Origin of the sequence: Ruegeria atlantica, from assembly GCF_013032505.1 — a bacterium.
GTDB classification, from domain to species: domain Bacteria; phylum Pseudomonadota; class Alphaproteobacteria; order Rhodobacterales; family Rhodobacteraceae; genus Ruegeria; species Ruegeria atlantica_F.
The window spans coordinates 828,781-851,463 of the sequence record NZ_WQCG01000001.1 but is presented as its reverse complement, the minus strand read 5'-3'; the positions used below and the strand labels follow the sequence as shown (position 1 = coordinate 851,463).

The 22,683-nt window shown below is 55.9% G+C and carries 20 protein-coding genes; 9 read left to right on the top strand and 11 right to left on the bottom strand.

The window, feature by feature from the left end:
- The first annotated feature begins 4 nt into the window (after positions 1-4).
- The 7 genes from GOW92_RS04165 to GOW92_RS04135 are packed head-to-tail and all read left to right on the top strand — an operon-like array spanning position 5 to position 7,460.
- Positions 5-1,117, top strand: coding sequence for an ABC transporter ATP-binding protein (locus GOW92_RS04165; protein ID WP_170558265.1), 1,113 nt, complete (start codon positions 5-7; stop codon positions 1,115-1,117).
- The gene (locus GOW92_RS04160) at positions 1,114-2,604 is read left to right on the top strand and encodes a GMC oxidoreductase (RefSeq protein ID WP_170558263.1); all 1,491 of its coding nucleotides are present in this window, start codon (positions 1,114-1,116) and stop codon (positions 2,602-2,604) included. Before GOW92_RS04165 ends, GOW92_RS04160 begins: the two co-directional genes overlap by 4 nt.
- Positions 2,601-3,359 carry a 3-ketoacyl-ACP reductase gene (locus GOW92_RS04155; RefSeq protein ID WP_170558261.1) on the top strand — a complete coding sequence of 253 codons (759 nt, stop codon included), beginning with the start codon at positions 2,601-2,603 and terminating at the stop codon, positions 3,357-3,359. Before GOW92_RS04160 ends, GOW92_RS04155 begins: the two co-directional genes overlap by 4 nt.
- Before the next feature lie 16 nt (positions 3,360-3,375).
- Positions 3,376-4,962 carry a GMC family oxidoreductase gene (locus tag GOW92_RS04150; protein ID WP_170558259.1) on the top strand — a complete coding sequence of 529 codons (1,587 nt, stop codon included), beginning with the start codon at positions 3,376-3,378 and terminating at the stop codon, positions 4,960-4,962.
- Between the two features lie 2 nt (positions 4,963-4,964).
- Positions 4,965-5,273, top strand: coding sequence for a Dabb family protein (locus tag GOW92_RS04145; RefSeq protein ID WP_170558257.1), 309 nt, complete (start codon positions 4,965-4,967; stop codon positions 5,271-5,273).
- Between the two features lie 4 nt (positions 5,274-5,277).
- On the top strand, positions 5,278-6,447 hold the full coding sequence (locus tag GOW92_RS04140) for a dihydrodipicolinate synthase family protein (protein ID WP_170558255.1): 1,170 nt from the start codon (positions 5,278-5,280) through the stop codon (positions 6,445-6,447).
- Between the two features lie 5 nt (positions 6,448-6,452).
- Complete coding sequence (locus tag GOW92_RS04135) at positions 6,453-7,460, top strand: LacI family DNA-binding transcriptional regulator (RefSeq protein WP_170558253.1); 1,008 nt, start codon at positions 6,453-6,455, stop codon at positions 7,458-7,460.
- A gap of 307 nt (positions 7,461-7,767) precedes the next feature.
- On the opposite strand, the gene GOW92_RS04130 is transcribed toward GOW92_RS04135, so the two are convergent.
- Positions 7,768-8,883, bottom strand: a complete 1,116-nt coding sequence (locus tag GOW92_RS04130; RefSeq protein ID WP_217356496.1) for a hypothetical protein — start codon at positions 8,881-8,883, stop codon at positions 7,768-7,770.
- Positions 8,884-9,119: 236 nt separating this feature from the next.
- The gene (locus tag GOW92_RS04125; RefSeq protein ID WP_170558250.1) at positions 9,120-9,668 is read right to left on the bottom strand and encodes a hypothetical protein; all 549 of its coding nucleotides are present in this window, start codon (positions 9,666-9,668) and stop codon (positions 9,120-9,122) included.
- Between the two features lie 195 nt (positions 9,669-9,863).
- Between GOW92_RS04125 and GOW92_RS04120 the strand changes: the two genes are divergently transcribed.
- The gene (locus GOW92_RS04120) at positions 9,864-11,537 is read left to right on the top strand and encodes an acetolactate synthase large subunit (RefSeq protein ID WP_170558249.1); all 1,674 of its coding nucleotides are present in this window, start codon (positions 9,864-9,866) and stop codon (positions 11,535-11,537) included.
- Between the two features lie 93 nt (positions 11,538-11,630).
- On the opposite strand, the gene GOW92_RS04115 is transcribed toward GOW92_RS04120, so the two are convergent.
- On the bottom strand, positions 11,631-12,386 hold the full coding sequence (locus GOW92_RS04115) for an N-acyl homoserine lactonase family protein (RefSeq protein ID WP_170558248.1): 756 nt from the start codon (positions 12,384-12,386) through the stop codon (positions 11,631-11,633).
- Between the two features lie 219 nt (positions 12,387-12,605).
- On the opposite strand from GOW92_RS04115, the gene GOW92_RS04110 reads away from it, so the two are divergent.
- Positions 12,606-13,481 (top strand): 1-acyl-sn-glycerol-3-phosphate acyltransferase, encoded by an 876-nt coding sequence (locus GOW92_RS04110; protein WP_170558247.1) that lies wholly within the window; start codon positions 12,606-12,608, stop codon positions 13,479-13,481.
- A 330-nt stretch (positions 13,482-13,811) separates the two neighbouring features.
- Here the strand turns inward: GOW92_RS04110 and GOW92_RS04105 are convergent, their stop codons facing one another.
- From GOW92_RS04105 to GOW92_RS04070, 8 genes are all read right to left on the bottom strand, one after another.
- Positions 13,812-14,927, bottom strand: a complete 1,116-nt coding sequence (locus GOW92_RS04105) for a Gfo/Idh/MocA family protein (RefSeq protein WP_170558246.1) — start codon at positions 14,925-14,927, stop codon at positions 13,812-13,814.
- On the bottom strand, positions 14,924-16,000 hold the full coding sequence (locus GOW92_RS04100; protein WP_170558245.1) for a Gfo/Idh/MocA family protein: 1,077 nt from the start codon (positions 15,998-16,000) through the stop codon (positions 14,924-14,926). Before GOW92_RS04100 ends, GOW92_RS04105 begins: the two co-directional genes overlap by 4 nt.
- A gap of 11 nt (positions 16,001-16,011) precedes the next feature.
- On the bottom strand, positions 16,012-17,019 hold the full coding sequence (locus GOW92_RS04095; RefSeq protein WP_170558244.1) for an ABC transporter permease: 1,008 nt from the start codon (positions 17,017-17,019) through the stop codon (positions 16,012-16,014).
- The gene (locus GOW92_RS04090) at positions 17,016-17,957 is read right to left on the bottom strand and encodes an ABC transporter permease (RefSeq protein WP_170558242.1); all 942 of its coding nucleotides are present in this window, start codon (positions 17,955-17,957) and stop codon (positions 17,016-17,018) included. Before GOW92_RS04090 ends, GOW92_RS04095 begins: the two co-directional genes overlap by 4 nt.
- Entirely contained in the window at positions 17,954-19,438 is a 1,485-nt protein-coding gene (locus GOW92_RS04085) for a sugar ABC transporter ATP-binding protein (RefSeq protein ID WP_170558240.1), read from the bottom strand. Before GOW92_RS04085 ends, GOW92_RS04090 begins: the two co-directional genes overlap by 4 nt.
- Before the next feature lie 73 nt (positions 19,439-19,511).
- On the bottom strand, positions 19,512-20,549 hold the full coding sequence (locus tag GOW92_RS04080; protein WP_170558238.1) for an ABC transporter substrate-binding protein: 1,038 nt from the start codon (positions 20,547-20,549) through the stop codon (positions 19,512-19,514).
- Between the two features lie 45 nt (positions 20,550-20,594).
- A complete protein-coding gene (locus GOW92_RS04075) occupies positions 20,595-21,509 on the bottom strand; it encodes a sugar phosphate isomerase/epimerase family protein (protein WP_170558235.1) in 915 nt (304 codons plus the stop codon).
- A 10-nt stretch (positions 21,510-21,519) separates the two neighbouring features.
- On the bottom strand, positions 21,520-22,674 hold the full coding sequence (locus GOW92_RS04070; protein WP_170558233.1) for a Gfo/Idh/MocA family protein: 1,155 nt from the start codon (positions 22,672-22,674) through the stop codon (positions 21,520-21,522).
- Positions 22,675-22,683: the final 9 nt, after the last annotated feature.

Below are 22,683 nucleotides of genomic sequence, written 5' to 3'. Positions count from 1 at the left end.
CCTTATGGGTTTTCTGGACATAGACAACGCGACCAAATCCTACGGGGCGGTCGAGGTTCTGCACAAGGTCGATATCTCGGTGCAAGAGGGCGAGTTCCTGGTGCTGGTTGGGCCGTCGGGCTGTGGCAAGTCGACCCTGCTGAACATGATCGCAGGGCTGGAAGAAATCACCAGCGGCGAAATCCGTATCAAAGATCAAGTTATGAACGGGGTGCACCCGTCGAACCGCAACATCGCCATGGTTTTCCAAAGCTATGCGCTTTACCCCAACATGACCGTGGGGCAGAACATCACATTCGGGCTTGAGATGCACGGGGTGCCCAAGCCTGAACGCGAAAAAGCGATGCAGGAAGTCGCCAAGCTGTTGCAGATCGAGCAATTGCTGGATCGTAAGCCCGGGCAGTTGTCGGGTGGTCAGCGTCAGCGGGTTGCGATGGGCCGCGCACTGGTACGAAATCCTGATGTCTTCCTGTTCGATGAACCGCTCTCGAACCTCGATGCCAAACTTCGGGTCGACATGCGAACCGAGATCAAAAAGCTGCATCAGAACCTCGGGACCACCATCGTCTACGTGACCCACGACCAGATAGAGGCGATGACGCTCTCCAGCCGCATCGCAGTGATGAACGGTGGATATGTGCAGCAACTGGGTACACCGCAGGAAATCTATGACACGCCTGCGAATATCTTCGTCGCAACGTTTATGGGCTCGCCCGCAATGAATGTGGTGCCGGCAACGATTAGTGTTTTGAATGGCCGCCCGCATGCAGAGGTCGCCGTTCATGATGGATCAATGGCGCAACTTCCATTCAGTCAGGACAACCTGGCCGCATGGGATGGGCGCGACATTCTGTTGGGCATCCGCCCTGAGACCATCACTGACATGGATGGTGCGGACCGAAAGTCTTCGAACATCGCGCAAATGACCAACCGTATCGTGGTGACGGAGCCTGCCGGATCGGACACCTTCGTCTCGATGCAATTGGGCGGACGAGATGTGATCGCGCGTATGCGCTCGGATGCCGAGGTCGTACCAGGTCAGGATTTCGCGTTTTCAGTGAACATGGAAAAGGCCGTGGCCTTTGATCCCGAAAGCGAGATGCGGATCCTTCCATGACACGGCCTGACGTCATTATCATTGGGTCGGGTATCGGGGGGGCAACGCTGGCTGCTGCGCTGGCCCCGTCCGGTCGCCGCATTCTGATCCTTGAAAGAGGAGAGCGGTTGCAGCCCTCACCGCAGGATCGAGACCCAAGGGCGATCTTTGCCAATGGGCACTTTCGCCCCGATGAAACATGGCTGGACGGTGCCGGAAATCCCTTCAATCCCGGAAACTACTACTGTGTAGGTGGCAATTCCAAGTTCTACGGAGCCGCTTTGATCCGCTATCGGAAAGAGGATTTTGAGCCGCGCCAACATATGGGTGGCCTCTCTCCTGGCTGGCCGATGCCCTACGAAGAGTTGGAGCCAGACTACACAACGGCTGAAGAGCTTTATGACGCGCGTGGGACCGCCGAAGAAGACCCCACCGAACCGTGGCACAGCAAGGGCTACCCGCACCCACCGGTGCCAGATGAGGTGGACATTGCCGACCTGAGAAATCGGCTAAGCCAAGCAGGTCTGACGCCGTCCTCGATGCCGTTGGGCGTGAATATCGATACCTGGCTGGAGGCTGGGCAAACGACTTGGGATGCGTTTCCCAATACATGCAAAGGAAAAATGGATGCCGAAACCTGTGCGCTCGCCAAGGCATTGGAGCATAGGAATGTCGAGCTGTTGACTGGTGCGCGTGTTCGAAAACTAACAGCTGGTGACAATGGTCGCGTTACGAGTGTCGAGGTTGACGGCCACGGTACCCTGTGCGCGCCGGTCATCGCGCTTGCCGCAGGCGCGGTTCAGTCGTCGGTCCTGTTGCTGCAGTCCGCGAACGACAATTGCCCCACTGGTCTTGCCAACCGATCCGATCAGGTTGGGCGGAACTTCATGAATCATAATTGCTCGGCGGTGTTGGCCCTTCACCCATTGCGTCTAAACAAGGCGGTCTATCAGAAGACGTTGATGTTCAACGACTACTACAACAGCGACGGGCAAAGTGGCTTGCCCTTGGGCAACATCCAGATGCTGGGAAAGATCACCGGACCGATCCTTGCGTCGCAATCCCATCTACCGGGGCCAATCGCAACGCTAATCGCCAATCGCAGCTTTGATTTCTATGCCATGTCTGAAGACCTGCCGAACCCAGACAGCCGGGTGACGGTCGAAGGTGACCAGATCACGCTGGACTGGAAACGCTCGAATTGGGAAGCGCACGAGGCCCTGGTCGCACGGCTAAAGGCGCATCTGAAACAGGCTGGGTTTCCTGTGGTACTGTCGCGACCATTTGATCGACGCACCCCGTCGCATCAATGCGGCACTGCCCGGATGGGCAACGATCCGGCCAGCAGCGTTGTCGACACGTATTGCCGCAGCCATGACCACAAGAACTTATTCATTGTCGATGCATCGGTCCTTCCGACGTCTGCTGCGGTTAACCCGGCCCTTACGATAGCCGCACTGGCGCTCAGGGCAGGTCGTCACATCATTGAAACGGAGTTTTCCGCATGACCGGAACAGCATTGGTGACCGGAGGACAGCAGGGTATTGGCTTTGGCGTGGCGCGCGCGCTGATCGCAGCGGGGTACAAGGTCGCACTAGCCTCTCGCTCGGCGCTCGACAAACCGGTCGTTAAGGCGGCTTTGGCCGAGCTTGGCCCAAACGCGATTTATGTGCAGCACGACGTGTCCGACATTGATCATGTGCCGGCACTGCTGGATCAGATCGAAGCTGATTTGGGCCCAATCACCGCTTTGATAAACAACGCTGGAGTGGGTGCGCCGGTGCGTGGCGACATGCTGGATTTGAAACCCGAGAATTGGGATTTCGTGCAGAACATCAACCTGCGTGGCCCGTTTTTTCTGGCGCAAGAGGTTGCAAGGCGCATGTTGAAGCAGCCGCAAGAAACCTATCGGTCAATCACCTTTGTAACCTCGGTCAGTGCGACCATGGTGTCGATCGAACGGGCTGAATACTGCGTGTCCAAGGCGGCCGCGGCGATGATGGCTCAATTGTTCGCTGTACGTATGGCCCCTCATGGGATCGGAGTTTTTGAGCTGCGACCGGGCATCATCGCGACTGAGATGACTGCGGGCGTACGCGACAAATACACCGACCGTATCGAAGGCGGCCTTGTTCCCGCCGCCCGATGGGGTGAGCCCGAGGACATCGGGTCCGTTGTCGTCCCGCTGGTGCAGGGACAGATGCATTTTGCGACCGGAGCCGCGATCCCTGTGGATGGCGGTCTGTCGATCTCACGTCTTTAACGCAGGGCACATCAGGATGTCTGAAGGATTTGATTTCATTGTCATCGGAGGCGGCTCGGCAGGCTCGGTGATTGCTGCGCGTCTTTCCGAAGAACCGTCGGCGAGTGTGCTGTTGTTGGAAGCCGGTTCAAGCGACCGCCACCCGTTCTTTCACTTGCCGGCCGGATTCGCAAAGATGACAAAGGGTATTGGCAGTTGGGGCTGGTCCACGGTTCCGCAAAAGCACATGCAGAACAAGGTCTTCAACTACACGCAGGCCAAGGTGATCGGCGGGGGGTCGGCGATCAACGCACAGATCTATACCCGTGGCGCGGCGCAGGATTACGACGACTGGCGGCAGATGGGTTGCGAGGGGTGGAGCTATGCCGATGTGCTGCCCTATTTCAAAAAGTCCGAGGACAACGATACTTATGAAGACGAATTCCACGGCAAGGGCGGGCCCATGGGGGTTTCCATGCCCGCAGCGCCTTTGCCAATCTGCGATGCCTATATCAAGGCTGCCGGGCAGGTGGGCATTCCCGAAACGCGCGATGTGAATGGCGCGAAACAGGACGGCGCGGGGTATTATCAACTGACCCAGCGCAACGCGCGGCGCTCATCTGCTGCGATGGCGTTTGTTGCGCCCAATCGCAGCCGCCCGAACCTGACGGTCCGCACAGGCGCACAGGTCCGCCGCATCATGGTGGACAAGGGTAGGGCGACCGGCATCGAGATGATGAATGGAGTCAAGATAACCGCCGCGAAAGAGGTCATTCTCTCCTCGGGAGCCATCGGCTCACCGCGCCTGTTACAACTGTCGGGCATCGGTCCGGCGGATCATTTGGGTGGGCTTGGAATCGATGCGGTCTATCACCAGCCGCAGGTCGGCGCGAACCTGCAAGACCATCTGGATCTGTACTCGATCTGCGAAGTGACCGGGCCGCACACCTATGACCGTTTCGCCAAGCTGCACCTCTCGGCCCTCGCCGCGCTGCAATACGCATTCACCCGCAAAGGGCCGGTTGCGTCCAGCCTGTTTGAAACAGGTGGGTTTTGGTACGCCGACCCGGAGGCGCGTTCGCCCGACATTCAGATGCATCTGGGGCTAGGAACCGGCATCGAGGCAGGGGTCGAGGCGATGCCCAACGGTGGTGTCACCCTGAACGCCTGTTTCCTCCGCCCAAGGTCACGTGGGACCGTCCGGTTACAAAACTCAGACCCTGCGGTCATGCCGCTGATCGATCCCAACTATCTGGCGGACCCTTATGATCGCGAGATGTCCATTCGCGGATTGAAACTGGTGCAGAACATCCTCTCACAAGATGCGCTGAAACCGTACATCCTCGCCGAACGGTTGCCGGGGCCGAACGTGCGGACCGAGCAGGAGTATTTCGACTTTATTTGCGTCCATTCCAAAACATCGCACCACTGCGCGGGCACCTGCCGGATGGGCAGCGACACGGAAGCTGTGCTGGACCCTCGCTTGCGGTTCAATGGCATCGACGGACTGCGCGTTGCTGACGCGTCGATCATGCCGACGGTTAACTCCTCGAACACCAATGCTCCTACAATCATGATCGGCGAAAAGGCTGCCGACATGATCAAACAAGATCAAGGCTTCTGAACATGATCCGCCATATCGTATTGACCAAGTTCCGCCCCGAAGTGACCGAAGAGAAAATCGGGGCCATCTATAAAGGCCTTGCAGATGTGTCTCATGCCCTGCCAGGGGCCAGTGGGTTCACCGGTGGCCGCAGTGAAAGCCCCGAGCGGATCGAACGCGGATACATGCATGGGTTCGTGATCGATTTCGACGATTGGGAGGCGCTGGAGACCTATCAGAATAACGAAACGCACAGGGCGCTGGGCGCGCAATTGGTCGAGAATGCTGTGGGCGGTATCGACGGTATTCTGGTTTTGGATTTGGAGGTTTGAGAAAATGAAACTGATTTTGCCAAATCCTGAAGGGCAGCTTGAACCCTATGCGCTGACCGGCACGCCGTTGGTGCCGCGAGCGCCGAAAGTGCCTCTGACGCGCACGGCGTTTGCAGCGGCGCATGTGGTTTCGGACCCGCTGGCGGAACGCGATCCCTGGGATGGGCGTCCGGCTGTGGATTGGGATGCAACGCTGCGTTTTCGACAGGGACTCTGGGATCAGGGTTTGGGTCTGGCTGAGGCGATGGACACTGCTCAGCGCGGGATGGGCGTCGATTGGGCGACTGCGTTGGAGCTGGTCCAGCGCACAATGACGGCCGCAAAGGCGCACCCAATGTCACCCCGTGTCGCCTGTGGGGCAGGGACAGACCACCTGCCGCTGAGCGCATTGAATACCGCTGGTGAAATTCTGTCGGCTTACGAATATCAAGCCGAAGCGATTGAGGCGGCAGGCGGCCAATTGATCCTGATGGCCTCGCGCGCGTTCCCGGCTATCAACGCGGGCCCGGACACCTATCACGATGTATATCGCGCGTTGATCGATGGCGCGGCGGAGCCGGTTATCCTGCATTGGCTGGGCGACATGTTTGACCCCGCTTTGACCGGTTATTGGGGCAGTGCGGATGTCGATACCGCCAGCGATTTTGTCCTGTCTTTGATCAATGAGAATCCGGCCAAAGTGGACGGGATCAAAATTTCTCTGTTGGATCAAGCGCACGAAGAATCCTTCCGCGCGCGCCTGCCTGAAGGCGTGCGCCTATACACGGGCGACGACTTTAACTATGCGGCCCTAATTGCCGGGGATGGCACGCATTTCTCGCATGCGTTGCTGGGTATTTTCGCCGCTATTGCCCCCGCCGCCAGTCAGGCCCTGGAAGCGCTGGCGATGGGAGACATGGATCGCTACAACGTGTTGTTCGCACCGACCGTTCCCCTCAGCCGAGAGATATTCAAGGCTCCGACCCGGTTCTACAAGGCCGGGATCGCCTATCTGGCGTGGCTGAACGGGTCGCAGTCCCATTTTATCATGCCGGGCGGGTTCCAATCCAGCCGCGATATCTGCCACTACGCGCAGGTCTTCAAACTTGCGGATCAGGCCGGTTTGCTCTCGGACCCGGAACTGGCTAAAGCACGGATGACCACGCTTCTCAGCCTGCATGGAGTTGAACAATAACCTGAATGCGCAGACCTACGATCATAGATGTCGCCAACTCGGCGGGTGTTTCAAAGTCAACGGTCAGCCTCGTTCTGCAAGGCAGCCCGCAGGTGAAGCAGGAGACGCGCAAGCTGGTTCATGCTGCGATGAAAGAGATTGGGTATGTCTACAATCGGTCGGCGGCAAATCTGCGATCCACAGGAACGGCGCTTATTGGTTTGGTAATCAACGACCTGAACAACCCATTTTTCACTGAGTTTGCGACGTCCTTGCAGATGGCACTGGGGTCCCGAGGCTATGCGGTCGTTGTGGCCAATACAAACGAAGACACCGAGCTTCAGGATCAGGTGGTGGGCGCGATGCTGGAACATGGGGTTTCCGCCTTGATCCTGTCGCCTGCTTATGGCGATGTCTCGAGCACCTTGTCCGCGGTCGAGCGAGCTGGCATCCCTTTGATGCAGGTCTTGCGGCAAGTTGAAAGCGAAACGGCGAGATTTCCCTTTATCGCCCCCGACTATGCCGAGGGTGGGCGCGCGGCAACGCAGTACCTGATCGACACAGGCGCGCGGAACATCGCCTTCATCGGAGGCCTGGATGGCGCTGAAGTCACACAGGAAAGACTGTCTGGCTACATTGGTGCAATGAAGCGCAACGGCTTGCAGCCTATTGTGAAGACAGGGAAATCCAGTCGGTCATTTGGGCATGAAGCAACGATCAGCCTTTTTACGGAGCATCCGGAGTGCGACGCCGCAGTTTGCTTTAATGACCTTGTTGCTTTTGGGATGATTAATGCCTGCCATGAAACTCAGGTGAAGATTGGCACGGAGTTTCAAATCGTCGGTTTCGACGATATCAAGGAAGCCTCGGAATGCTGGCCAGCACTGTCGACGGTACACTGCGGCGTCTCTGAGTTTGGCGAACAAGTGGCGGACACTGTTTTGCTATGGCTGCAGGATGGAGTTTCGCCGGCACAGCAAGCGCGCACTTCCACGCGCTTGGTTTTGAGGCAAACCACGAAAGACAAAGAATAGCCAAAGGCAATACAGGCCATTGTTAAGTGGCGCTTGTTTTAAATGTTGGAAGGGTCTGGTTTGTCAAAAATAGCTTCAATGCGTATGGATGATGCCGATAAAGTCATTTGAATTCCGCTCGGGTCCCAAAGGCAGTGCTGGGTTCTGAGGTGGCTGCAAACCGGTCAGATAAAAGCCCCCACAATCCCGTGGGGGGCTTTCACGCTTTGTATGATCAATTCGCTTATGGCCTTGTCGGTTAGTTAGCCGATAGCTGGGCTGACCCAAAGACGGTTTACTTGCGCATAATGCCATAATTTGCGTTGGGCTAGCATTGAACCTGGGGGATGTGCTCGACCCTGGATGAACCGACGGGGATCATTCGCACAACTTTGTCACAGGGATCAAACAGTACATACAGGTCTGCGTTGCCACCTAGATAAAGCGCTTCCAGCGGTCCGAAATTTTCGTTTATGTCAGTCACCATTACAGGCCGTGCGGAAAGGTCGAGGACTTTTGGAGCAAGAAATCCGTGCAGCCCGTCCTGGCGAAGGTCCGGTCCCAACAGAAAGACTTCAGCGCTCAACACGAGCAATAGGACCAAGAACAGCATTCCATCGATAACCAACGCCTTCCCGATGTGTTGCTTAGATGGGCGCAACAATTCGGGAAGATAGTCGTCCAATGAAAACAGGTTTGCGAGCATTACCAACGCGACGACTGCGCCCAAGATGATTGTAAGAATTCTGCCGCCAGAAAAGTCTAGTGGAACAGTGATTGCCAGAACGATCGCAGCAACGGCAACCCATTGGACTCTCTCATTGGCAATGATGTCTCCAAGCGTAGTTTTCCCAATTCTTACGGGTTTAATTTTTTTGCCTAGCATCCGAAGTCTGGGGCGACCGTTTGCCCAAGATTTCAACGCCCCGCGCCAGTTTTCTACAAAGTGAAGCGGCCCCAGAATTCCCAGAAGGACAAGAAAGGTCAGAACAAACTCTGTCACCCGTGTGCTCGCATCCACACCGATATCCACCACGCGAACGCCAATCTGCCCCCAGTATTCTCGCCACAGAAAACCGGTGACCGCAGCAATGAGGCCAGCTGCTGGAATTAACCCGAGCAGTGCCTGAAACATAAAGTTCAGTCTCTCCTTGGCTGAAGCAGCGAGTTCCGGCGCGGTAGCTTTGAGAACATCGATAGTGGTGTCGACCGGAAGGTAAGACTTCCCATGAAGAACTTCGGAAATCGCCTCTTGTACTTCCGCGGGTTCTGCATCTCTGCCCACATACCCCAAAGCGCCGGCTTGAATCGCGAGGATTACCCGGTCGTGGGGCGGATCACCTGGGCTAAGCGCTAGTATCTTGAGGTCCGGGAGAGTTGTTGACGCGTATGAAATAACGTCCACGCTGCGCAGGCCCTGAAGCATCACGTCGACCAGAAGCAATTCCGGTTGCGTGCGATCAAGGATTTGCTTTGCTGTTCTCAAATTATAGGCACGCCAGCAATCTCAATACCTTCTGGGTGGGTCGCCAGTTCTTGGACAGTCGCGCGAGCTTCGTCCGGCGCGACCAAAATCATATGAACTGAATCCATTGTTCCGAACTCCTGATTGTCGCTGTGAGGGGGGGTGTGCGGTTTCATGGTGACCGATCGCAAAGCGGTTGGGCCGCTGATTGGAATTCATATGGTGGGAGTAGTGGTTTTGAGCGCTTGTGTATGAGCGTGCGCCCAATTAGCAGGGACACATCCCAATGCCGATCCCAAGACGAGGGCATTGGCAAAGAAGACACCATCAAACCGGGATGCGGCGATGTTTCCGGGCTGCTGAACAGCCGTACCTGTAACGATTGTCGACCAGTCATGCAGATACAACGCGAACAGAACAGACAGGCCCACAGGCGTAACGATGAGGGCTGTTCCAAGGCAGATCAAACCGTGACCGAGTAAGGCTCGTGGCGTCTGTCCTCTGAGCACGAAGGCAGCTATGGCCGCAAAAATGCCGAGAGCGAAAACTAAGTCCATTGGAAAAGCCAGATCACCCGAGACAGAGCGTGCGACGGCCGAGATAAGAGGCAACAGGATGAAAGTGACGAGCCCTGCGGCAAGAAATCCGGTGAATGTTTCAGGTAAAGCGCGCGAAAACAGAAAGTTCCCGCGTTCTTTTTGATGGATCGGAATAAGCCCGGCCGGAGAAACCTGACCGAACTGCGCTGCAACACAGTTGGTCATGGCGCTTGTTGAACCTGTGTCGCGCGCGTGTTGTACTGGAATTTGGCCGAAGGGTATCGATGGATGCGCTGATTTCGAAACCCGATAGTTGCAAGCTACTGAAAACTGAGCAGTCCGTTCCTAAATCGGAAGGGTTAGATTTCCGCCTGCATGTCAGGTTAGACCGACGGATCCACCGTGATATCAGGAGAGCACATGTCTGCTTTTGACCAAACCGCTTCGTCCCTCACCAAAGCTTCGGATTTGCTGGTCGCAGCGCTCGAGGCGGAGGGCGTTGAGTATGTTTTCGCCGTCCCAGGTGAGGAAAACCTGGATGTGCTGGAGTCTTTGAGAACGTCCAAGATTGAACTTGTTCTGACCCGTCACGAACAGGGCGCAGCGTTCATGGCAGCGACATATGGGCGTTTGACAGGAAAAGCTGGCGTCTGCATGGCAACATTAGGTCCCGGCGCCACAAATTTTGCCACACCCGCCGCCTACGCGCATTTAGGTGGGATGCCGCTGGTTATGATCACGGGCCAGAAGCCGATCAAAAAATCGAAGCAGGGCCAGTTTCAGATCATTGATGTGGTGGGTCTGTTCGACCCGATTTGCAAGATGTCCAAGCAGATTGTGCACGGCAACACTATCCCCTCGTTAATTCGCGAAGCGTTTCGCGTCGCGCAAGAGGAGCGTCCCGGTGCCGTTCTGTTGGAACTTCCCGAGGATATAGCGGCCGAAGATACCACCGAGTTGGTCCTGCAACCCCATCCGCGCTACTACGCCGTGGCTGGTGACGCGGTTCTGAATGAGGCGGCCGAGATGATCCGCTTGGCTAAAATGCCTTTGCTTTTGTTGGGGGCGGGAGCCAACCGAAAGCATGCTCGCCGCGCACTCAGCCAGTTTGTGAATGACACGCAGATTCCGTTCTTTGACACGCAGATGGGCAAAGGCGTAGTAGACGAGCGGTCCGATCTGTTTTTAGGAACGGCGGCGTTGTCCGATGGGGACTACCTGCACTGCGCCATCGAAAGGGCCGATCTGATCATCAACGTGGGCCATGACGTGGTGGAGAAACCTCCTTTCTTCATGAAGGAAGGTGGAACCAAAGTGATCCATGTGAACTACAAGGCCGCGCAGGTTGATCAGGTCTATTTCCCGCAAGTCGAGGTTGTCGGCGATCTGGCGCAATCCATCGAACGGTTGGGCGATAAGCTTGGTGGCCCACTGGATTTTGACCGCAGCTATTTCGAGAGGGTCAAGCAGGAAACCGACGTGCACATCTCGGCAGGAGCAGATGATCCACGCTTCCCGGTGATCCCACAGCGGTTTGTGGCGGATACACGCAAAGTCATGCGTGACTGCGATATCATCGCGCTGGACAATGGCATCTATAAAATATGGTACGCGCGAAATTATCAGGCCTACCAGCCCAATACAGTCCTGCTGGATAACGCACTGGCCACGATGGGAGCCGGCCTTCCCTCAGCCATGATGGCGGCCAAACTTTATCCTGACCGTCGCGTCATGGCGATATGTGGCGACGGTGGTTTTATGATGAACAGTCAGGAAGTTGAAACGGCCGTTCGCTTGGGCCTCAATCTGGTTGTGACGGTGCTGAACGACAGCTCGTACGGGATGATCCGCTGGAAACAGTCTCACGCCGGGTTTGAAGATTGGGGGCTGGAGTTCAAAAATCCTGATTTTGTGCAATATGCCAGAAGCTATGGTGCGACCGGCCACCGGGTAGAGCGAACTGAGGATCTGGTCCCCACCTTTGAGCAAGCGTTTGCAGTGGGTGGCGTCCATCTCATCGATGTACCTGTTGATTATAGCGAAAACCAACGCGTGCTGATTGATGAACTGGCGGAAAAAGTCTGCCTAATCTGATCCGTTTTTTGAAGGTTGGTTAGAGCAACTTGGCTGGAGGTTGGCCGGGCGGTATGTGACCGCTCGTTTCTTTACATCGTCGATTAGTGAAGCTCAGCTATATGTCTCTGGAGCTTTTCGTAAGCTGGGCCATTGTTTCGGGCAATGACCGTAAATCACGAACGCGTCATTCTCTGCGGCCAGTTTCATCAACCGTTCTGCGCTGGCATTTGCCGCAGCCTCGTTCCAAGCCCCCAAGAACTTCTCGTCAATTTCTTCTGCTCTTGAAATTGCGTCGCTGGTCAACATCACCGCTTGTGATGGTAGTTCAACCAACAGTGCGATCTGGCCCGGCGAATGACCTGGCGCTTCCAACACCGTTAGCCCCGGTCCGACGCGAACATCGCCCTCAATCTGAAGATAATCACACGAAGGCCAATCTATCGGTTGCGCGTTACCCCAGTACAGCGGTTTGGCGAGTTTGCGTTCCTTGGCAGAGATCAGGATCGGTGCCTCTGGAAATGCATGCAACCCGCCCACGTGGTCGATGTGGGTATGCGTGCAAACATGAAGTGTGACATCTTCGGAGGTTAACCCCAGCTTTGCCAACTGTGCTGCAGGTAGGTTGTCTGGTGTGCACCCAAGCACCTCGCCAAACTCATCCAATCGATCTTCTTCGGAAGCAGATTGGGCATTCTTAGCGTATTTTTCCGGGAGGCCAGTGTCGACAAGGATCGTTTCATTTTCATCCGTTTGTATAGCAAAGCCCGAAATGCCGATTATGCGACCGTTGGAGTGAACTTGGAACAAACCGTAATCCAACACGGCAAGGCTCACCGGTCGACCTTTGATAAAACCTTCAGCTTGCACTCGGTCTCTCCTCCGTTGTCCGGCAAGAACTTGGCGCACGCTTCGAAAGTGATTGCGCATACGCAATTACGATACCAAATGGATGGCGGGGTGCCTCCCTGGGTAGTCAATCTAGCCGACCCACAGTTAGTACCACAGAAAGATTCAAAAGTGTTCGCTTGGCCGTGTGCCGTTGTTGGTTATGCGTGCTAGCTTTGCGGTAACGACGGGGCAACGGTATTGACCAACGACAAGAAACACGATCCGCTGGATGAACTACTACGCGCTCGACTTCGCATTCCGGTTGGCGCTGACCTGAGGCTAAGGGCGCTATGCCAGTTAATGAAGGGCGTCGACTGGATCAGTCGCACAGCGACCGGCCAAGCGTTTTTTGCATTGAACGAAACAGAACGAATTCTGTTGGAACTGGATGAACGTACTGGGCACGACTTGGTACGAGCGGTGCTTGCGATGAATGGGGGAACTGTTGTCAAAGCCCACGGTCTTGAAAACATTCCAGCCAGCGGCCCCGTCATCATTGGATCGACACATCCAATCGGCACTTTCGATTTTTTGGCACATGCGGGAGCTCTGCTTGACCACCGATCAGACTTGAAAGTCGTCGCCGGTCGCGAGGCCGAGCGGTTTCTTGGGCGCGATTTGATCGTACCGGTGGACTTGGACCGACAGGACAAGGTGCTGACAGCGCGCCAAACTCGGGCCGGCATGTTGGCGCATTTGGAACAGGAGGGTGCGTTGCTGGTATTCGGCTCGGGCCGTGTGCCAACGTTGAAAGACGGACTTCTGATCGAGCCGCAATGGCGAACCGGGGTTACTCGTGTTTCCGCAGAAAGCGGAGCGCCGATTGTACCGGCCTCGGCGAACATGCGTAATTCGCGGCACTACTACCGAACTCGACGATTGGCGGCACTACTCGGTGGGGGAAACGACGAGTTCGGACGCAGGGTGGCATCGTTGAGGTACGTGTCCGAGCTGATTGCTAAACTAGGTGGAACCTACGATGTGTATTACGGCCCAATTCAACCTGCGGGAACAGCACCGGACCTGCTGAAAGAGTTATCAGAAGGATTGGTGCCTGGTCTCTACAAATCCTAGGGCACTACAGCAGGGCGAAAGAAAAGATCGGTCAGCACCATGGGTTGTGGGTGTCACAGAGAGTTAGGTCGCGCGTTAGTTTTAGCCTAAGACTAAAGCTGATCTGGTAGGACAAGCCTACGTTCGGGTTTCGTAACCAATACAGAAATTCGCTTCCGTCCAGTCCTCCGTCTACAACAACTTCAGGCAGGAAAGATTTCTGGCTAGCAGAGCCTCATTCAAGCTGACACGCACCGCCGCTCCGGCCGAATGGCGCGAACTTGACGCAGCATATGGGGCTGCTTTACTGGCCTAGCTGAGATTGGTTCGAATTTGTCAGCCGGCACTCAATCAGGTTCTGGCTGTTCTAACGCTTCCTACTTCGATTTCTCTGTTGCGTTCGGATGATGCAATTGCCGCGAAAACGATGGCCAATGACCTCAGGTTGTTTCTTGCAGAAACTGTAGGCTCTCGATTGTTTTCGATTGCACAAAGAAGCTCTCCCATTGCGCCACGAAAACCGTCGTTGAACCATTGTCCGTTGAGCGCTGGGCGCGCGATGCCATGCGCCGTCTCAAGCGTTACAGATTGTGTCGAAAGATCCGGCCCGTCTGATGTCAGACTGCCGGTCGTGCCCGCCACGTATGTTGTGTCTCGAGGGCCATAAGGCACGCCCCCGTCAAAAACCAAGCTTGCTTGTCCTTGGTCCAAACGTACCAATGCCTGCGACATCAAAGGGACTTTGTTTGCCTGGCCGCGCGCAGTAGTAGCGGTTGCAAATACGCTTTCGGCCCTGTCTCCGACCAGGGACGTAAGAAAGTCGAACCAATGCACCCCAAAATCGTAGAGTATCAGGTGGTCAATCTCGTCAAACGGAGTAACTGCAGTCCAGCCGTGATCCCAGTGAATTGAGATGTGGGCAGACAGAACATCGCCGATCAATCCGGCTGAAACCGCCTCGCGCATCCAGGACAGGTGCGGAGCCCAGCGACCATTTTGGTTTACCGCGAGTTTCACACCCTGATCATCCGCCAGCTTCACAAGGTCATTGCCCTGATCAAGGTCGGTAACAAATGGCTTCTGGCTAAGCACGTGTTTGCCCGCTTGCAAGGCAGCTTTGATAATTGGCACACGATGTTCTGGGTGGAGGGTGATATCGATAACGTCAATCTCACGATCTGCAAGAAGTGCCTGCCAGTCATCTTCGATGCGGGCAGACGGACAGTACTCAGCGGCCTTTTCCTCGGCCTTCGCGCGCGTCCGGTTCCAGATTGCGGCGACGTCCCAGCCGGCCGTTCGGTAGGCATCAAGATGGCTTGCAGAAATTCCGCCCGTACCAATTACCCCGATCCGGGGCCTGTAGTGCTGAGGCATCGGCGGCGTATACGGTAAGTCCGGGGCAGGGACGTCGCGCTGCTTGGCCGATTTCAAAGCATACTGGTCCGTGCCAGCACTGTCGCCACTCATTGTATCAACCGAAGTGTTTGTTTTTCGAGTGCCGAACGACGCGCAGTATCGACGATCCGCTGCGCAGTCAGACAAAGGGCGGGATCCAACGGCCCAGCGACCGGGATTCCATTGGAAATGCAGCCAAGCACGTATTCGATCGCATTTCGTTCGCCAACTGGAAGCGGGGTCACTGGTAACTCGTGCCTTTCAGGTCGGGTACGGGTCTGAACTGTTAGATGGCTGGCATAATCAGGCGATGAAATGGTGCCATCTGTGCCCACAAAGACAAATCCACAGGTTGGCTGAGGCTGCGTGGTCCACGGGTCGGTGAAGGTGCCCCAGCGTGTTTCCATTTTGGATAGTCCGGTTTCATAACGGCAAACGGCAATGGCATGCTGGTCGACTTCGATACCGGGTGTTTCGTCAACCGTACATGTGACCTCGATCGGCGCTCTTCCATCCATGTACCAGGTTCCAAGCGTCGCTCCGTAGCCAAGATAATCTAACAATGATCCACCACCAGATGCACGCGTATACCACCAGGAGTTCGGTTTCTGACGCTCAACCTCCTCGGCGGTTACTTCAACTTTGTCGGCCAGATGGTACAACGGTCCCCGATTTCCGTCGTAGAAATGAACTTCACGCAAATCGCCGATCATCCCCTCATCAATCAACCGTTTGGCCGTCACGTGGCTTTCAACCCATCGCAAAGGCCAGTTGATAATCAGCTGTTTGCCTGTTTCGTTCATCGCTGCCATCATGCGGCGCGCATCATCCGCGGATGCAGCAAAGGGTTTTTCGACAAAAACATGCAGGTCATGTGGGGCCAACCTTTCAGTAAATTCCGCGTGCTGAGCTGTCGCTACACACAGAAGTGCCATGTCGTAAGGACCCGCTGCCATGCATGTGTCGAAGTCCGTAAACACCCGATCTTCGGGAATGTCGAAAGCCGTCACTGCCGCCTGCATTTTATCCCGATCCGGATCGAAGACTGCGGCGATTTCAGCGTCAGGATGATCGTGCACCATCCGCAGTAAATCACCCATGTGCATGTGATCGAAACTGATGCCGACGATCCGGAATTTTGCCATTGGAAACCCCCTTAGCGTGTGCCGGTGATCCTGACGTAGAGTGCGGTAACTGCGAGGATGATCAGTCCAAACAGAGCTGTACGTGCACCTTCCGGCATCTGCATCAAAGTTAACATAGTATCCAGCACACGCAGAATTAATGCTCCCACAATCGCACCTGCGAAACTACCACGGCCTCCGAAAATCGACGTGCCGCCTATCACTGCCGCAGCGACTGAAGGCAACAACAACGGATTGGCGAGGCTCAGCGAGGTTTGGCGGATCATGCCGAGATAGAGCAAACCAGCCAGCGCAGCGATTAAACTGGAAAGCACGTAGAGCGCCAGGTAGACCTGCCAAGCTCGAACCCCGGATAGTTTGGCAGCCTGTTCGTTGGAGCCAAGTGCGAACAGCAATCGGCCAAATCCGGTATAGCGCATGAGCCACAGGATAAAGAGTGCGAAGGGGATGAACACGAATAGACCATTCGGCATCCCCGCCGTTCGGCCTGTTCCGAGCCAGGCAAGAAAAGTGGGGATTTCTGTTCCTGCATTTATGACCAACCGTTGATAGACCTGCAGGCATCCCGTGGCGATTAATCCTGTTCCAAGGGTCATGATCAATGGATGGACCCGGACCAATCCCACTCCGATGCCATTTACTACGCCAACAACAAGGCCAGCGGACAGCGCGATCAATACTGCAGGCGTGACGCCCCAGATCGCACTCAGCGTTGCGCAAACGAAAGCTGATACGGTGGCAACCACCCCTACGGACAGGTCAATGCCGGCCGTTAGCATTGTTAGCACCTGGCAGGCGGCAAGCATGGCCAGCGGAATTGCGAACTTGATTAGATTGCCGACCCAAAAGGTTGATATCAGCCCATCCCGTCCGGCCCGGACCGGGGTGACGATACCGGGTCGCAAGACCTCGAGTACAGCGATCATCAAGAACAGGAAGACCAACAACGGGATGATCGGATTATCACGCAGATACCGACCAAAGCGGGCCATCGGCGGGTCTGTGGCGTCCATACTCATCGGCGGGCCCCTTTTAGTGAAGCCGCCGTGCCCAGCATAACAACGAGAACCATAATTGTGCCTTCAATAATGGTGGTCACATTTGGATCGACGGCCAGCAATGTCAGGATCGTTCGAATGATCCGCAGAATGAAAACGGCGATAATGGGTCCAAGCAGCCCGCCTTTACCACCACCTAGCACGACGCCGCCAAGAACCACCGCGGCGACAGAGGCCATGAGGTATGGGCCCGGTACCGGTTCGCCAATTCCGGTCAGGGCGGCCAGACTTAATCCACCCATGGCACAAAACAGACCGCAAAGCGCGTAGGCAGCAATCTTCGTTCTTCCGACCGCAACGCCCGAACGGAAGGCGGCCAACTCGTCTGACCCGGTTGCATAGATCGAAAGGCCAAGTTTGGAGCGCCGGATCGGCAACCAGACCGCCGCGATGCCCAAGACGATAACGACAAGCGCCTTTGGCAGCCCGTCGAACAGAAAAGGACCGCGGATTGCCTGCTCCAGCCAGTCTGCTGTCGCGCCGCCGGGTGTCTCGAGGATCAATAGCGCAACGCCTTCCCACACAAAAAGCATGGCGAGTGTCACGACGATGTCGGGCACCCGCGTTACCACGATCAGAAGGCCATTAATCAGCCCCATCAAAAGACCAACGCCCAGAACGATAAACAGGGCTGGTACACCGGCCATACGTTCCATCAATACGGCAGCAGTCACAGCGCATACGGCCATCATAGATGCGACGGACAAGTCGATGCCTCCGACGATTACGACGACAGCCATACCGGCAGTTGCGAAAGCAAAGGGCAGGGCGGCGCGGGCGATACTCTCCAGCCCAGACGCTCCGAATGTGGGTTGTATCAATTTTGTGATGGTCAGAAGGATCACAAGAAGGACCACCAGCCCTGTGACCCATGCGTGTTTTCGGATAGGCCCATTCACGCCGCGCCCTCCGTTTCGGTCAGACCATAAGCCGCCCGCATCAGTGTTTGTTCATCGGCGTCGGCCGCGTCTATCACGTCGACAACACGCCCGTTGAAGATCACTACTGCACGGTCACAGGCCAGCGGGATTTCCTCCAACTCAGATGTGTAGAATAGAACCGCCGCGCCCTGATCCGCCAACTCTCGCACCAAGGGGTATATTTGGCGTTTTGTGCGCACATCGATGCCGCGGGTTGGGTCGAACAACAGCAAGGTTTCAACACCTGTCGCCAGCCAGCGGCCAATGGTGACCTTCTGCTGATTGCCGCCGGAAAGTCGTTGCACTTCGCCTTGGGCGCGTGTGTCGATCTGCAGTTTCTCGACCGCATAGGCGACCCGGTTACGCTCGTGACGGAGTTTTATCGGCCCCCAGTTTTTGATGCGGGCTGAGAATGGCAAAGCGATATTTTCTTTCACTGACCGTTGCGCCAACAGGGCATCGGAACGATCGCCCGGTACAAAGGTCAGCCCGGCGGCAATGGCGTCGGCGGGATGGGAAAAACTAACCGGCTGCCCGTCCACTTTCATGGATCCTGACGTTGGCCGGTCAAAGCCTGCCAAAACCTCGAAAAGCTCGTCTTGCCCCTGACCTTCCAGTGCCACGACTCCCAATACTTCACCGGGGTACAAGTCGAACGAAACGTCCGAGAAACTGGGCTCAAACGCCAGCGACTGTACGTTTAGGCGGGGTGTCTTTGTTTGCGGTCCATTTGCTTTGAGAACCGCACGCTTTCCGATGTCTATCTTTTGTCCCAGCATCAACTCGACAACGCGTTCTTCTACGCCGGGTTCGATGTCGAGATCCCCAACGGACATGCCGTCTCGCAAAACCGTGGCCCGATCGCACAACTCGGATATCTCAGTGAAGCGGTGGGAAACATAGATCACACCCATGCCGTCATCTGCTTTGCGTCTTACGGTCTTCAAAACACGTTCAACCAGATCCGTAGGCAGTGCAGCCGTCATTTCGTCCAGCAAGAGAACGTCAGGTTCAAGCGCCAGTGCGCGTGCCAAATCAAGGATGCGAAGTGTAGCGAGAGGCAGGTCGCCAATCATCGCTGACAGCTTCAGGTCTTCGATGCCAAGCTCGGAAACCCAGTCTCGGAACCGATCGACCGGTGTGTCGGTCAGCCTGAGATTATCGGACACGTCGAGATCAGGAATGAGCGACGGTTCCTGATAAACCGGCACCAGGCCGGAGCGGCGCGCCTCGGCAGGGCTTCCGACAAGTGCTTGTTTACCTCGGATTAATACCTGGCCAGCATCAGGTCTTAGAGCGCCTGTAATTATTTTGACAAACGTGGATTTGCCGGCGCCATTGGCGCCCATCAGGGCGACGATCTCGCCTTCAGCGACCGTAAGATGGGCGTTGGTTAAGGCATGTACAGCGCCAAAACTTTTGGCGACGTCAGACGCGTCGAGAAGTGGTGTGCTGTTCATGTAAGCCCTTGAATACTAAGTGTATTGGATTTGCCTTCCGCCCAGCTAAGGGCGGAAGGCCAGTCATTTGGGATCAGCCTTCGCCGGGTCCCTTGCAGTCGATGATTTGTTCCATTGTGTAGTCGGTCCAGCCGGGAACGGTCACAGAAACCGGCCACTCAGGGTCCAGATTTGGATTCTGTGCTGCCTTGATCGTTTCTCGGCCCGCATCTGTCGCGTTTTCCCAAAGCACGGGGTCGACAAGCACTGTTTTACTCTCAGGGGCTTCGCCGTTCAGTATGTCCACCGCCAAAGCAATGCCTGCACCACCGACGGAACCGGGGTTTGTCACCGCTGCACCATTCAACCCTTCAACTTCGGTCAGGTACTGAACGAAGCCCGCATTGTCCGCACCGACGATCGGTACCAAAGGCGCGCCGGATTCAGTAAACGCGTCGACAATTACATTGTCGATGCCGCTGGTCCAGACACCGTCAAACGGGATGCCAGTGGCAAGGAAATCAAAGATCTGTTGCTTGCCCTGATCCTGCTGCCATCCAGTGAAGACTTCGTGCACTACGTTGACGTCGGGGTGTTCAGCAAGCGCGCGTTTAAATCCGTTGTCGCGGTCTGTATCGGCGGACACACCTGCGATGCCGCGCATATAAACAACATCACCTTTGCCACCGAGCTGTTCAAACAGCCACTTGGCACCAAGGTAGGCATATTCTTCTTGGTTGTTTGAAAGAATATACGCGCCATCAGCCGAAACGCCTGCATCTACGGCAACAACGACGATGTCCTGCGCCATCGCTTTTTCAAGTGCCGAATTCAAAGCGTCAGGATTTGATGGGTTCAACACAATTGCATCAACACCCGCTTCGATCAGATTGTTGATGTCTTCCAGTTGCCCGGCTGAATCCGTGTTTCGGTGCGCGACGATCAGGTTTGTGACATCGCCTTCAACCAAGGCCTGTGCACGCATCGCGCAGATCATCTGTTCACGCCAGCCGTTGCCCTGAACGGTGTTGGAGACGCCGATGGTGTATTGCTTGTGGCCGTCCGCAATCGCCACCGTTGAAAGAGATGCAGAAACTGCTATTGCAGCAACGCCGTAAAGTAGGTTTTTCATTTCAGTTTCCTCCCAGTTTTAGTCATTTCAAATTTGATAATTTCTTCATTTGATGAACGGTGACAGGACATCCCGGGCCAGTAGGAAGCCTCGCTTCACCTTCTCGTCTGTTCCTTCGAACAACCTGTCCTCATGCTCGATGATGATCGAACCGTCGTATCCGACGCGGTACAGGCCGGAAAAGAAATCGGACCAGTCCACATCACCCAGCCCGCAGAGCCGCGGGATCTGCCACCCCATTCCAGTCGACATCACCCCGTTTTCATAAAGTCCATCCTGATCGACCATCACGTCCTTGGCATGGACATGAGCCATGTGAGGGCCAAATTCCTTGATGAAACGTGTTTGATCGATGAATTGCCAAATCAAATGTGAGGGGTCGAAATTCATGCCGACCGCGTCACCCCATTCCTCGAAAATCCGTCGCCAGATTCTTGGTGAGTAAGCGATGTTGTGACCCCCGGGCCATTCGTCATAGCTGAAGATCATCGGGCAGTTCTCAAAACACAGACGTACTCCTGAATTTTGAGCATGCTTGACGATTGGGTCGAAAATCTCGGTGGCGCGCTCCCAGTTCGCATCGAGGTGCAGAGTGCGGTCTCCGCCAACGAAGGTGTTGACGACCTTGATGCCCATCACCCCGGCAGCGGTGATCACCTTTCTCAGATGCCCAATAACTTCGGCCCGATGCTCTGCATCGGCGTGAAGCGGATTGGGATAGTATCCGAGACCCGATATCTCGATCCCCTGATCGGCGAGCTGCCCGACAATTTCATTGCCCTGATCGGCGGAAAGGCTGTCCACATTGATGTGGCTGGTCCCAGCATAACGTCGTTGCTCGCCACCGGATGACGGCCAGCAGGCAACCTCCATGGCGGAAAACCCATTGGCACCGGCCCAGGCCGCCACCTCTGTCAGCTGAGAGTCTTCGAATGGTGCAGTCAGCAAGCCCAGTTTCATTTCATCACCCTCAAATCTCGCTCAAATCTACCCAGCGACTCTCGCTTGCCGATTTCACGACGGCATCGCAGAAACGCATCTCGTAATGGCCGTCTTCAAACGTGGCCCAAGTGCTGGTCGGCTGGCGTCCGCCTGCGAGTACGTCGGTATAAACCGCCCGGAAAAAGTTGAAGAAGGAATCCGCGAAACCCTCCACATGCCCGGGGGGCAATGTGGCGGCTGCGACCCCAGGGCCGTTCATCAAAGTAAAGTCGCGCATCAGCGTTTGGTTCGGCCCGTCGCGGTGCCCAATGAACAGATGGTCGGGGGTTTCGCTGTCCCACGCAGCGCTGCCTTTTGCCCCGGCGATATCCCATTGCAGCGAGTTCTTTCGGCCCATGTTCACCTGAGACGTGCTCATCACGCCGCGTGCTCCGTTCACATACCGAATAAGGATCATGGCGGCATCGTCGGTTTCGATGGGCACACTCTCAGTTTCACCGGTCCCGCTGGTGAAGGTTTCTACCGAGCCGAGAGGTTTCTGGCGTTTCGGGATAAAGGTCGCCAGCTCTGCCATGACCGATGCAGCTTTCAACCCGGTGACGAAGCTGGTCAGGTCAACCCAGTGAGTTCCAATGTCACCGACCGATCGCAGCGCACCCCCCATTTCGCTTTCCAGCCGCCAGTTCCAGTCACTAGGTTTGGCAAGCCAGTCCTGATGGTAATGCCCTGTAACGAAACGGATATCACCTAAGTCCCCCGCCTGGACCATTCCGTGAGCCTGCTGGTTCAGTGGATAAAACCGAATGTTGTAGCAAACAGCTGCAACCTTTCCTGACGCATTGGCAAGGTCGACCATCTCGGCGCTTTCGGCGGACGTCATGGCAAGTGGTTTCTCGCAGATGACGTGTTTGCCAGCGCCCAGGATCGACTTCACTTGCGGATAGTGCGCGTGGTTAGGGGTCGTTACGTGCACTACATCGATGCTTTCATCCGCCAAAAGATCTTCCAGAGAGTCATAGGCGCGTGCCACGCTCATTGCTTGCGCCCGTTCCTGTCCGCGCTTTGGCGATGAGCCGAGAACACCTCTTACGTCAACGCCAAGGCGCCGAAGAGCCTGAACATGGACCGTTCCTATGAAGCCGGTCCCGATCACTGCAGCGCGGATTTTCGCGATGTCACTCATGATGTGCTC